This window comes from Paenibacillus sp. FSL R7-0313 (assembly GCF_037969885.1).
Classification (GTDB): Bacteria; Bacillota; Bacilli; order Paenibacillales; family Paenibacillaceae; genus Paenibacillus.
On sequence record NZ_CP150219.1, the window covers coordinates 6,010,265 to 6,022,700 of the forward strand.

The window sequence follows — 12,436 nt, forward strand, 5'->3', positions numbered from 1 at the left end:
TCCCTGTTCTGATCCGTTTCCATGTGAACTGATTACACTCTATTTTTCAGCTCCCAATAGTAAATTCTTTATACTATCCAACTGCAACTCCAGTGAATAGGGATCTTCCATAACGAACTCATCCTCTGTACCATCCAAGGAACCGTAGGCGTAGACTTGTCCTTTCTGCACAGCAGGCAGACGTTTCCAAACCTCGCTGTTCAGGATCTCTTTGGCGTCCTCACTACCCGAACCATATAAGAAGATATGATCTCCCATATACTCAGGCAGTACTTCAAGGGAGATCGTCTCGAATCCATCCTTCATTTCGAGTGCTTGCTGCGTTGGAGGCAGTTTCAGCATCTCATAGATCGTGGAACTACCATAGTTCCCGCCTTCTGCACCAAGTACATACAACGCTTTGTACCCTATTTGTATGATGGATACGGTCTCGCCTTCTTTAATTACACCATCAATCTGCTTCTTAGTCTCTTCGATATTCTCTTCATATGTCGTGATCCATTGCTCTGCTTCCTTCTCTTTTCCAAAAACACCAGCAATCCGGCGCAGCTTTTCCAGTGGGCCGGAAGTTTTATCGCCTTCCCAATAAGGTAAAAAGACGGTCGTTGCAATTTTTTCGTAATCCTCAATATTTTTATCAATGGAACCGATGATGAGATCCGGCTCAAGTGACACTAACTTCTCCAGATTCATTGGGAACTCTCCTCCCAAATCCTCAATACCAGCTATAACATCAGCAGCAATGCCAGACTTTTCAATCCATCCTTCGTTCAGCATAAATGTTCTTACACCAACCGGTACAATGCCCAGTTTCAGCAGGTACCCCATATATTGATCTGAAGCAACACGCTGCGGATTGGCCGGGATTACCACATCTCCCCTCATTGTAGAGACGGTCCGCGTCTCCGGCTGTGCAGTCGATTTCCCTGCCTCCGTTGCCTGGTTACCCGATTGTGTAGTAGCTGCATTGGTCTCTGTTTGCGTACCACTTGCAGACGGTGCTGGACTGGAACAGGCCGTGAGGAATAGCGTGAGACACAACATCATGCTTAGTGCTGTCATTTTGAATTTTCCTTGCATTATTAATTCCCCTCCAACATTCTTTTGATATTGATAATCAATATCATTATATAGATGGGAATGTAGCGATTGAAGGGCATTTTCTTGCATTACACTGGGCAAATCTTGCTTGTTGTTCAATACCAATGGCTGTTTCGAGTTGTTTAACCGTTGGCTTACTCCTTTTTTGTAGCGAATTGGAGAAAGACCTTTTATTTTTTTGAAACTGCGGCTCAGTGAATGTGCATCCGGATAGCCGATCTGTTCTGCAATCTGTTGCAGCGTAGCACTGGTATGCACCAGAAGATGTGCGGCCCTCTCCATTCGAATCTGTCCAAGATACTGGATGGGACTGATGTTTAACTTTTGTTTGAACAGCCTCGACAAGTGCCCCACACTGCATTCCATTACTTCTGCCATTACATCAAGAGCTATGGGCTCATGGAGATGAGCATTCATATATTCAATAGCCTGTGTGACCGTATCCGGTTTATGTGGCTGAATGGATTGTTCGTGTAAGTCTGTCAATAAAAGATAAACCCATTGATGAAATAAGGTTTTGGCATGTAACTTTGCAAGCTTAGTAGACTGCTCCCACTCCTGCTTCAATTCCTCCATACACTGATACATGTGTAGCGGACGGGTTGGTACAAGTGCATATTGGTCCTGAAACGGACGTTCATGGTCCATCAGATACTGAATTTCCATCCCACAGGGCAAGGCTAGAATGGCTTTGTACAAAATCATATAATACGCCACGCCCGAATCCGTCTCCATGTTTAAATACGCCTGCTTGCCTCCATGAATGATGTGGAATCCCTCCACGATGTATCTGTGTTGATCCATTCGTATCCGTGCACTTCCGTCGGTGATATATAGATAGGTACTTGCTGGTAGTTGATAATTCTTCAACTTCTCCCCAGGATGCAAAGCGTTTTGGCGTACATCCAGTATTTTGACAAAAACATGATTCCACAATCTGATGTGATCATTCAAATTCATATCCGCTGTACTTTCCCTCCCGCCATATTACATCGACATACCTTCTTGCTGCTCTTATGAACTGCCTGTAATTTTCGCTCATTATGTATGTTTCATTTCATTATAAATTAATTGATAACAATTCTCAATAACATGCACAATCAATATTAACTTATTCATTTGGACAACATATACGGACTGCAATGTATACGTAGCGGGATAATAACGCCAGCATCAGCAACATTTTCTAACTTGTTGCAAAATCATAAAAGGCATGATATATTAATTGAGCCATCAATGATTGACGCATCAAATATTGATACATCAATGATCGAGAGCATCCAAATAATCATTAGGCAATGGCATTGTATACTGCAACATTAATCATTGGTTAACATACGCCGTTGTTCATGATTCAGATTCACCCGGGAGGTCTAGTCATGACACGTATTGTTTCCAAAGAAGAACAAATCATCAATCTGTTGAACGTGTTGGGTAACAAAATCAGTCCCAAGTTCGAACGCTGTACAGGTATCAGTTCCTCTCGCTTTGAAATTCTGCATGAGCTGGATCAGGTAGATGAGATTAACCAATCCATGCTGCAGAAAATCATTAACATTGATAGTGCTGCGATTACACGCCACTTGAAACAGCTTGAGGCGGACCTGATGGTTACAAGACGTAAGAACCCCGATGATAATCGGGTAACTTTTGTTCGTTTGACGGACCACGGTCGGAAGCAGATTGAAGGCTACAAAGCTGAGAAGACCAATTTTATCAACCAGATTTTACAGGATTTCAGTGAAGACGAAGTTCAGTCACTCGCCGATTTTCTGGAACGTATGCAGAACAATTTCTAAACCCATATATAGAGGAGAGATCCATGCATGAGTACAATTCAAAGCAAATTCCAAAAAACCAATGATTTTAACGAAATTACCTACGGTCGCCGTTCTGTTAAACTTTACGATCCTGAAGTGAAAATCAGCCGTGAAGAAATGACTGAAATTCTGTCAGAAGCTTCCCGTGCACCATCTTCGATCAATTTGCAGCCTTGGCGTTTTCTGGTTGTTGATACGGCTGAAGGTAAAGAAAAGCTTGCTCCACTTGCAAGATTTAATCAAAACCAAGTGTTGACTTCCTCCGCAGTCATTGGCGTATTCATTGACATGAACAACGTTGAATACATGGACGAGATTTTTGGTAAAGCTGTAGAACTTGGTTACATGCCACAAGACATTAAGGATATGCAACTAAAAACCGTAATGCCTTATTACGAAAAAATGGCTACTTCTGATCTTCGCGACGTTAACCTGATCGATGCTGGCCTTGCTTCCATGCAATTGATGCTTGCTGCACGTGCTCATGGTTATGACACCAACCCGATTGGTGGTTATGAAAAAGATCAAATCGCAGAGGCATTTGGCATGGACAAAGAGCGTTATCAACCAGTTATGTTGATCTCGATCGGTAAATCCGCCAAAGAAGGTCACCCTTCTTACCGTCTGCCTGTAGAAACAATCACAACTTGGGCATAATATCAGGGACGGTTTCCCTGTAAGTCACGATTATACTGGTCAATAAGCATACATTCTTAACACATTCCAAACAAACACAATATGGAGGTTTTACATTATGATTATCATTCACGCTCATTTGCAAGTTAAACCGGATCAAGAGCAAGCATTCATCGCAGCTGCGAAAGAACTGATTGCTGCTACACGTCAAGAAGAAGGTAACATCAGCTACGATTTGGCAAAAAGCACAGAACGCGAACAACAATACACGATGATCGAGCTGTGGAAAGATGAAGCTGCTACAGCATCCCATAACACAAGCGCGCATTTCCAAGCTTTTGTACAACAAGCAGCAGCATTCATGGCCGCTCCTATGAACGTTGAAGTATTTGCTGGAGAACAAGTTAAAGCTTAATAGTTCATTAACTTCCATGCGTATTTAACATGTGAAGAAGCCGCTCTTGGTCCTATGACCGAGGGCGGCTTTTTAGTTTTCTTTTGAAAATAAGTTCACTTCAGATCCTTAATTACTTAGTGTTGGACTACACGATCCGAGCCGGCGTGATGCTTTGCGGATTGTTAAACACATTTTTTGGATCATACTTGGCTTTGACTCTCCGCAGTCTGGCATAGTTGGCTCCATAGTACACTGGACCGGAATTCTTGATCCCTTGGTCTGGAACGTTGATATAGGAACCCACAATGTATGGTTGCAATTTCTTGCGAGTATTACGAGCGAGTGCGATATTTTTGGCGGCATGGGATGGTTTGAGCCACGTACTGGTCCATTCCACATAGAACTTCTCTTTACGCCAGAAGAAGGCGGTTGATCTAGGTGATTTGCGACTTACTGCTCCGCCCCAGTTGAGGAAATAGAAGCCGCCTGGCCCCTCTTCCAAGTTCTCCAAAAATGCGCGCATCGATTTGATGGCTTTGTCAGGGAATGGTTTCTGTCCAAAACCGGACGAGAACTGGTTGCTATACCGTTGAGTCTCGGTCGGATCAGGTTGTAATAAGAACTTCACAACTTCCGTGTAAGGTAACAAACGAACAACGGAGCTCGTCGGTTTGCCAACACTCGTAATTGGCTGTAATAAACGGAGAGCCTCTGTTTTAGAGCCTAAGAACAGCCCTTCCATAAGGACGTTGCCACCCTTTTTCGGTCCGATGGACAACTCGCTGCCCAGTCTCGTATCAACTGAGGGAGCCCACCTCTGCCATACTTTAAGTACCTCTTCGAATTGAGACCATGGCCAGGTGATTTTAAATACAGTAGCCTTCGCTGGAGCACGGCGCACTTTGAATTTGTAACGAGTGTATACTCCGAAGTTACCACCGCCTCCTCCCCGCGAGGCCCAAAAGAGATCTGAATTACGATTTTTATTGGCCCGAATCACTTTTCCTTTGGCGTCCACCATCTCTACCTCAAGCAGGTTATCACTGATAAGACCGATGGTACGCTGGAGAGGCCCAATTCCCCCACCTAATGTAATTCCACCGATCCCGACAGTAGGGCTGTCACCAAAAGGAGCTATGAATCCTTGTTTCGCAAGGGTGTTTGCAATTCTTCCCACTCGGTTTCCTGTTCCAACAACAACCGTTCCATTTTTTTTATCAAGTTTGATGGAATTCAGATCACTCACATCAATCACGATACCGCCATTCACTTGGGAAAGATTCACTTCCAGCGCGTGTCTGCCACTCCGCGGACGAATCGGAACATTATTCTCACGAGCCCATCGGATCGCGTTGGATACATCCTTCGTCCGTTGGGCAAAAACAAAAACTTTGGGAAATCTGTCCGTATGGGGGTCCCAGTTCTTCCGCGCCGCTTCATATCCTGGATCACCTTTGTAAATAACCCGTCCGGTAAGCTTGGTTGATGATTTCACACATCCCACTCCCTGCTGAATAATTGTCCTACAGCCTCTGCTGCATCAAGCACTTTATACTGTATGACGGACATTCGCGGAGGGAATGGGCTGGTGCCTTAATTTCAAGGTTCATGTTTCAGAGGAATCAATTCTGATTAACTTGCGCGCTTCCTGTTCTTTTTCACCATACCAGACGAGCACATCGGCAAACAAATCCATGATGCGAATAAAATTCTGCTTGTCCACATCCGAAATCTGATCTGCATACTTGAAAATCTCATCAAAGCAAAGCTCCCTTACAAATTCGGTGTACTTCGCATATACCTCTCGACCTTTTGCCGAAGGTTTGACGTATATGTCTTTGCGGTTGCCGCTTAAATGAAATTTTTCGAGCAGACCTTTTTCCGTTAGATTCTTCACATTTTTGGAAAATGTACTCCGGCTTACGCCCAGGCGTGCGGCCATTTCCGACATCTTCTCTTCCTTGTCCTCGGCTTCCAGAATGTATTCCAGGGTCTGAATCTGTGAAGCCGAGAACATCATATCTGTACCATAACTTCGCTGCAGCTTATAGGTGTTTGAGTACGCATTACCGTATTTGATAATTTTCTCAATCAGTGCCCGATGGTCGCCCATCCAATCTAATTTCATGCGTAATCCCTTTCATATTCAGATTCTCTCTCTTACTCTACTGAAATCAGATCCGTTTTTCAATCCATGTAATGGCTTCTTCAATCACATCATCACGAGTCGGTTCATTAAATATCTCATGCATCAGATGAGCATATATTTTGAGTGTTTTATCCGTTGAAGCGATATCCCCGTAAAAGTCACGAGAATCCTTTTCGCTGACCAGTCCATCATTGGCTCCATGCAGTACAAGCACGGGATCTGTAAACTGTCTGGCGTTCTCCTTGAGCCATGTTATGCCATTTCCCAGACTGTTAAATAAATCTACAGAGATCTGCTTTTCCACCAGTGGGTCATTTGCGTAAGCGGATACAACTTCAGGATCGCTGCATACACCGCTGCCCAGTTCATTCGGGAAATACGTGCCTGTAGGAAGATCCATCGGCAGTTCTCCGGCAACTTTTGTATTGTAACGAGTGAGCGCTCCGGATAGCACGATGCCTTTAACCTTGCCAGGATATTTCGTTCCAAAGGATGAGGTTGCAAAACCACCCATACTATGCCCGATCACAAACAGTGGAAGATCACCGCTCTCTTGCAATGCCGCCTCAACAATGACATGAACATCTTCAATAAGATGATCAAATTCTTTATAGAACGTTCGCTGTCCTTCCGATCTGGCATGACCGCGATGGTCAAAGCGATATACGTTAAACCCGCGCTGGCTCAGCTTCTCTGTCACATAATCGTAGCGCCCTGCATGCTCAGCTAGTCCGTGTACAATAACAACAGCGGCTTTTGCATTTTCTACTGTATCCTTGCTGAAATAAAGCTGTGTACCGTCAAAGGATTGAATGCTTTTCTCAATTTTAGTCATCGTTTCCCCGTCCTTTTTGTGATGTCCAAGCTTAAGCACCGAGAGATCATATCCTCCGCCCTACCATGGACACGCTTATTATTATTTCAATCAAAAATAATATTGTTTCTTACAGAAACAATATATCATCCGAAATGGCTGTTGTCCACAGTAAATTTAAAGCGTTTTCAAATAAATAAGTATCACTGCTATGAATCATAAAAAAACCACTAAACACTCGAGAATCCTTGTGTTTAGTGGGAGGCATTTAGTTCATCTCATCAACAGCAGTCTTACCAGCGATTCGCCCAAAAGTAAAGATATCCGTCAAGGCATTACCGCCTAAACGGTTGCCTGCATGTATACCTCCTGCAACTTCCCCAGCGGCATACAGATGTGCAATCGGCTGACCGTTTTCATCCAATACGCGAGTTTGGGTGTCGATCCGGATACCACCCATTGTATGATGAACCGCCGGTTTTCTAGGCGTAGCATAGAATGGAGACTTCTCGACTTTTAAGCTAAACGTATCCTTATGGAACTCCGGATCAAAGCCCGCATCCACATATGAGTTATACTTATCAATCGTATTTCTAAGAACTTCAGGTTCCATATTGATTTTCACTGCCAGTTCTTCTATGGTATCGGCTCTGAACAAGGTACCTGCTTCGACCTGACGGTCTATCTTTTCCTGGCTTGTATTCGCTGCGGTTTTCTTAATCTCGTCATCCGCAATCAGGTAAAATAAACTTCCCTGCTCGATAGCCGCTTTTGTTAAGACATCTCGTCCAGAGAATTCATTAACAAATCGTTCTCCCTTTTTGTTCACAATGACAAAGTTTTCAGGCGGTACTTGCAGTCCACTGAAGAGTTCGCCCGTTTCCGGATCGGCTACCGGCATCATTTGAGTGAAGCCCATGCCTGTCAGTGCTGCTCCTGCACTCTTACCAAGCGATATTCCATCACCAGTCATCGCATAGGAATTTGTTGTTTTGATATCATCGTCAATATGGCTCCAGTACGTGTTATATTCCTTGAGCATCTGTGTATTTGCACCAAAACCACCACTAGCAAGAACAACCGCTTTTGCATGAATGGTAATTTTCTGTCCGTTAACTCCGGTTGCGATGACACCTGTTATTTTTCCATCTTCGATGATCAGTTGTTTGACCGGGCTATCTGTAATAATTTTTCCTGAATGCTCTTCTACATATTTGCTAAGTGCAATGATAAAGGCAGAGCCATAACTTTTGACAGGTTTATGACCACGGCGCCAAAGGGCACCCACTGGAGCAAACACGATGCTCTTATCGTATTCAACACCGATATCCTCAAGCCATTGCACACTTTCCAAGGCATGGTCTGTAAGTACTTTAACCAGATCGTACTGTCCATAGATCGTGTTTCCATTCAGGTCCGTTCGTTTGCCCCCGAAATACGTTTGCATTCTGTGAAGCAGCGGGGAATCAAATAAATAAGCCTTTTCTGTACCGAACTGTTCCTGATACGCAGTAAACTCTTCTTTGAGTGCATGAAAATCATCGATATATTCCGGATGGATCAAGCTCTCATCGGTACTTAATAAATTCTCAATCGTCTGTCTTTCCCCTGGATTCTCAGTGAACTGTTGTTGCCATACAGGATCTGCAGCATTAACAGGACCACCTGAGCGGATCGTGTTTCCCCCAACAGCAGGATATTTCTCAAGTACAATCGCACTTGCTCCTTGTTGTAAAGCTGTAGCAGCAGCACTGAGTCCTGCGCCACCTCCACCTACAACGACCACATCGCAAGTGTATTCTTCGTCATCTTTCATCTGGCTGCTAGCAGGTTTTGGACGTCTTTTCAGAATGTCAGGATTCACTCCGGCAAGCTTAACCGCTTTGGCTACACCATTGATGACAGCATTACTGGTTTCAGAAGCACCGGAGAGGGCATCTACATTCAGCGTCTGTCCCTCGATAATTTTATTCGGGATTCTTACAAAAACAACATCCGCGATACCTTCGGTTTCTCCCGTGGAATCAATATCGATGCTTTCGATCCGATTTTCACTAAAGGATACCTTCATCGGCAGATTGCCACTATGACCTATGGCATTGACCTCATACACACCGGGATGATAAGTGAATTCTTCTTCTTCGTTCAACTGATTTGAAATTTTGGCAAACCGAAGGAACCGCAGGAAACATGTTTCCAGGAAATCGATCGTTCCTTCATTGTTCAGGTTACCTGATTCGTCAAATGCTTTATGTGCAGTTCCAAGCAAAAACTCATATCCTGGCATCACATTAGCTTCGACACCCGGTGCATCCAGGATTTGACGAAGATGCAACTGTGCACGCGAGGAACCTTGTGTTCCCTGTGACGCACCAATGATCATCACGGGTTTTCCAGCTAGCGGATGGATTTCAAAGCTCAACCATTCCAGCAGGCTTTTAAGGGATGAAGGGATGGAATGGTTATATTCTGGAGTCGCAATAATGACACCATCACTTGCCATAATTTTTTCATTAAACGATTGTATAATTGCACTGTTTGTTTGGTTATCGGACTGATTAAACATCGGAACATCTGTAATATCGAGGATTTCAATGGCTGCTCTGGACTCAAAATGCTTTTGTATGAATTGAAGCAGCTTGCGATTATACGATTTCTTTGCATTTGTGCCAACGATCGCTATGATTTTCATTGTGATTAGCCCCCTACTCTTGCCAGGAAAATTTTTTCGTTTTTTTCTTCAACGTTCGTTTTGACAGCAGTTCCGCAGTGATCTCCGTAAACAAAACAAACTCATTGAAGATTTCGTCAAGCTCCGCTACTTTGTCAGCGTCAATAAGATTGCCACTGTTATCAAATGCACTCTGTGATTTTCCCAAAAGAAACTCGCTGCTAGGCATCAATCTCGCACCAAGCTCAGGCGAATCCAGGATTTGTCTAAGATGTGCTTGTGCCCTGGAAGAACCGAGTGCACCATGTGAAGCACCCACAATCAGAACCGGCTTGTCTTTCAAGGTTTGAGTGGTATAACTGATCCATTCCAGCGCACTTTTCAGAACGGCAGGAATCGCATGGTCATACTCAGGAGTAGCGATAATGACACCTTCCGCTTTAGAGATTTGATCTAATAAGTCTTGTACCTTCACAGGAATATCAACTTCAGCATCTTCTAATTCATCTTTTTCAATAAAAGCAGGCAAATCCTTAATTTCAAACAAGTCAATCTGGGCTTCACTAGCAAAATGCTTTTGCATAAATTGAAGTAACGTCCGGTTGGTTGACACATCCGAATTTGTGCCTACGATAGCTAAATAGTTCATCATAATCCCCTCTCTGTCATTCGAGATGATGTTCGTAAATGTCAGACTCGTTCTTTCGGCATAACTCTAACATTCAAAGCTCAAATGATCTAATAGTTATTCATTGCAGTTTGATAACTAATTTGTTATAATCACCTCAAATTCAAAGTTTGTTACTTTTTTCACAAGGGGTGAGAAACATGTCTAAGTTAGAATCTCAAGATATCTTGTGTTACATTGACAGCCTATTGAAATACAGTAACTATAGCAGAGCTGCCCAATCCCTTTACATATCTCAGCCCTACCTCACTAAGGTTATCAAGAAAATCGAAAGTGAGTTGGGCTGTGAGCTAATCACTCGCAACAAACTTCCGTACCGATTAACCGAGCAGGGGAAAATATATTATCAATACCTAACGTCACTCGAACATAGCTACGCCAAGCTTATGAGGGAAATCTCATATGTATCGGATCTCGACAATAAAGTGTTACGGATCGGCATTCTTCCGAGCCTCGGTGCGTACTTAACGCCTCTTTTTTTACCAGCTTTTCTGGAGCTTCATCCTGCTTATAAAATTAATCTTGTCGAGGATTTACCTGAAAAAAATGAGAAACGTCTCCAAAATAATGAGTTGGACTTCTGGATTGGGCAAAATTCAAGCAGTATCTCCCCTAACTTGAACTCGTTTAACTGGGGCAGGCACAGTTACCAGGCCATCATTCCGCGTTGCTGTGAATTATATCAAGAGAATGTTGCAATTATCCCGGAGGGCACGTTTGAGATTAGCACCATTTTGAATCAACAGCTTATTCTAACGTCCAAGGGTTCGGCAATCCGAAAACAGATTGATCAATTGCTCAGTGTCTACAAGATACAGCCTAATATCGTGATGGAGAGCAAAGAAATTTACACGGTACTAAAGCTGGCAAAGCATAATTTAGGTCTGACCTTTGTGCCTGAAAGTATCCATATCAAGGAGTGCCCTTCGGAATACAACATCTATCCAATCCCTGTAGAGAAGATGAGTCTGGATTATTTTATAGCCCATCATGGAGAAAAAAAGCTGAATAGCGTGGATCATGACCTCATCCATACTTTTCTCAATCACGGACAACAATGTGCAATATAGGAGGCTATCATGAAAACTTTTACGAGAACGATACCGCTCATGGGAACGAACATATCTCTCTATATCGAGGGGACAGATGCTGAAGAGCTTGCCGAGGAAGCAGTGAATATGCTCATCCGTTATGAACAAGTATTTAGTGCCAACAGTGAGTACTCGCAGCTTGCCATGTTAAAAAAAGAAGCCGCATCACATCCGCTTAGAGTAGACAAGGAATTGTATGATCTTATAAAGATAGGCAAAGAACACAGCCTGAATAAAGATTCGTTTTTAAATATTGCGATAGGGCCTTTGATCAAATTGTGGAGAATTGGTTTCCGCGAGGCACATGTGCCGGAGGATACAGAGATTAAAGCGGCGCTGGAGCTCTTGAATCCGGAGCATATACAGCTTGACGATGAGCAGCAAACGGTTCATTTATTCAAAAAGGGCATGGAAATCGACCTTGGAGCGATTGCTAAAGGTTATTTTGCCGATCAAGTTATGTCATTTTTCAAAAAAAACGGAGCTGCATCAGCTATGGTCGATATGGGCGGCAATGTATTGGTTCATGGCGATTCTCCCACCGGGTCCAGTCACTGGAAGGTTGGAATTCAAAATCCCTTTTTACCTAGAGGAAATGCAGCAGCACTCGTTAGTATACGGGAGCAATCCGTTGTTACATCAGGAATATACGAGAGAGTTTTAGAAAAGGAAGGGAGTCATTACCATCATATATTTAACAGCAGAACAGGCTATCCAATCGAAAGTAATATCGCTTCGTTAACGATTATTGCGGAGCGATCGCTCGACTGTGATATATATACGACAGAATTGTTTGGGTGCGACGCTGTCTCCATTATTCATAAAGTAAATAATATGAAGGATATCGAAGCTGCCGTAATTACTACGGATGGAAATCTGGCCTATAGCGATAATCTTAGGGGAAGAATTGAGCCCGTATTAAGGAAAAGTTAACAACTACTTCATTAAGCCAGGATCTAACGGCTTTTCCTACTCGCTGATTAAACAGACAATAAAGTGGACGGAAAAAGTTCTTCCGCCCTACTTTATTATCAGAGTGAATCAATAGCAACTGCCTCATACTTAACGT

The 12,436-nt window shown here is 43.3% G+C and carries 11 protein-coding genes; 5 read left to right on the top strand and 6 right to left on the bottom strand.

The genetic code is table 11. The annotated features are described in order from the left end of the window. Positions 1–39: 39 nt before the first annotated feature. Positions 40–2,061, bottom strand: a complete 2,022-nt coding sequence (locus NSQ38_RS26140) for an AraC family transcriptional regulator (RefSeq protein WP_339784816.1) — start codon at positions 2,059–2,061, stop codon at positions 40–42. Between the two features lie 419 nt (positions 2,062–2,480). Between NSQ38_RS26140 and NSQ38_RS26145 the strand changes: the two genes are divergently transcribed. The 3 genes from NSQ38_RS26145 (at position 2,481) to NSQ38_RS26155 (ending at position 3,972) form a co-directional block, all read left to right on the top strand. Continuing rightward, positions 2,481–2,900, top strand: a complete 420-nt coding sequence (locus NSQ38_RS26145; protein ID WP_074094402.1) for a MarR family transcriptional regulator — start codon at positions 2,481–2,483, stop codon at positions 2,898–2,900. 27 nt (positions 2,901–2,927) lie between these two features. Next, the gene (locus tag NSQ38_RS26150) at positions 2,928–3,578 is read left to right on the top strand and encodes a nitroreductase family protein (RefSeq protein WP_339784818.1); all 651 of its coding nucleotides are present in this window, start codon (positions 2,928–2,930) and stop codon (positions 3,576–3,578) included. Between the two features lie 97 nt (positions 3,579–3,675). Then, positions 3,676–3,972 carry a putative quinol monooxygenase gene (locus NSQ38_RS26155; RefSeq protein WP_338593415.1) on the top strand — a complete coding sequence of 99 codons (297 nt, stop codon included), beginning with the start codon at positions 3,676–3,678 and terminating at the stop codon, positions 3,970–3,972. 127 nt (positions 3,973–4,099) lie between these two features. Here NSQ38_RS26155 and NSQ38_RS26160 read toward each other — a convergent pair whose 3' ends face one another. The 5 genes from NSQ38_RS26160 to NSQ38_RS26180 form a co-directional block, all read right to left on the bottom strand. Beyond that, on the bottom strand, positions 4,100–5,449 hold the full coding sequence (locus NSQ38_RS26160) for an FAD-binding oxidoreductase (protein ID WP_339784820.1): 1,350 nt from the start codon (positions 5,447–5,449) through the stop codon (positions 4,100–4,102). A 111-nt stretch (positions 5,450–5,560) separates the two neighbouring features. Next, entirely contained in the window at positions 5,561–6,082 is a 522-nt protein-coding gene (locus NSQ38_RS26165) for a MarR family winged helix-turn-helix transcriptional regulator (protein WP_339784822.1), read from the bottom strand. Positions 6,083–6,128: 46 nt separating this feature from the next. Further along, positions 6,129–6,938, bottom strand: a complete 810-nt coding sequence (locus NSQ38_RS26170; protein WP_339784824.1) for a lysophospholipase — start codon at positions 6,936–6,938, stop codon at positions 6,129–6,131. Positions 6,939–7,185: 247 nt separating this feature from the next. Continuing rightward, positions 7,186–9,609, bottom strand: coding sequence for a flavocytochrome c (locus tag NSQ38_RS26175; RefSeq protein ID WP_339784826.1), 2,424 nt, complete (start codon positions 9,607–9,609; stop codon positions 7,186–7,188). A gap of 13 nt (positions 9,610–9,622) precedes the next feature. After that, positions 9,623–10,240: an NADPH-dependent FMN reductase gene (locus NSQ38_RS26180; protein ID WP_339784828.1), complete on the bottom strand. Its 618-nt coding sequence runs from the start codon at positions 10,238–10,240 to the stop codon at positions 9,623–9,625. A 176-nt stretch (positions 10,241–10,416) separates the two neighbouring features. Here NSQ38_RS26180 and NSQ38_RS26185 point away from each other — a divergent pair, with 176 nt between their 5' ends. Together NSQ38_RS26185 and NSQ38_RS26190 are read left to right on the top strand one after the other, a co-directional pair. Next, positions 10,417–11,346, top strand: a complete 930-nt coding sequence (locus NSQ38_RS26185; RefSeq protein WP_339784829.1) for a LysR family transcriptional regulator — start codon at positions 10,417–10,419, stop codon at positions 11,344–11,346. Between the two features lie 9 nt (positions 11,347–11,355). Further along, on the top strand, positions 11,356–12,300 hold the full coding sequence (locus NSQ38_RS26190) for an FAD:protein FMN transferase (protein WP_339784831.1): 945 nt from the start codon (positions 11,356–11,358) through the stop codon (positions 12,298–12,300). Positions 12,301–12,436: the final 136 nt, after the last annotated feature.

What these genes read in the sequence shown, in the direction of transcription:
- NSQ38_RS26140 (WP_339784816.1), bottom strand. Translation starts at nt 2,061, where the DNA reads ATGAATTTGAATGATCACATCAGATTGTGGAATCATGTTTTTGTCAAA.
- NSQ38_RS26145 (WP_074094402.1), top strand. Translation starts at nt 2,481, where the DNA reads ATGACACGTATTGTTTCCAAAGAAGAACAAATCATCAATCTGTTGAAC.
- NSQ38_RS26150 (WP_339784818.1), top strand. Translation starts at nt 2,928, where the DNA reads ATGAGTACAATTCAAAGCAAATTCCAAAAAACCAATGATTTTAACGAA.
- NSQ38_RS26155 (WP_338593415.1), top strand. Translation starts at nt 3,676, where the DNA reads ATGATTATCATTCACGCTCATTTGCAAGTTAAACCGGATCAAGAGCAA.
- NSQ38_RS26165 (WP_339784822.1), bottom strand. Translation starts at nt 6,082, where the DNA reads ATGAAATTAGATTGGATGGGCGACCATCGGGCACTGATTGAGAAAATT.
- NSQ38_RS26170 (WP_339784824.1), bottom strand. Translation starts at nt 6,938, where the DNA reads ATGACTAAAATTGAGAAAAGCATTCAATCCTTTGACGGTACACAGCTT.
- NSQ38_RS26175 (WP_339784826.1), bottom strand. Translation starts at nt 9,609, where the DNA reads ATGAAAATCATAGCGATCGTTGGCACAAATGCAAAGAAATCGTATAAT.
- NSQ38_RS26180 (WP_339784828.1), bottom strand. Translation starts at nt 10,240, where the DNA reads ATGATGAACTATTTAGCTATCGTAGGCACAAATTCGGATGTGTCAACC.
- NSQ38_RS26185 (WP_339784829.1), top strand. Translation starts at nt 10,417, where the DNA reads ATGTCTAAGTTAGAATCTCAAGATATCTTGTGTTACATTGACAGCCTA.
- NSQ38_RS26190 (WP_339784831.1), top strand. Translation starts at nt 11,356, where the DNA reads ATGAAAACTTTTACGAGAACGATACCGCTCATGGGAACGAACATATCT.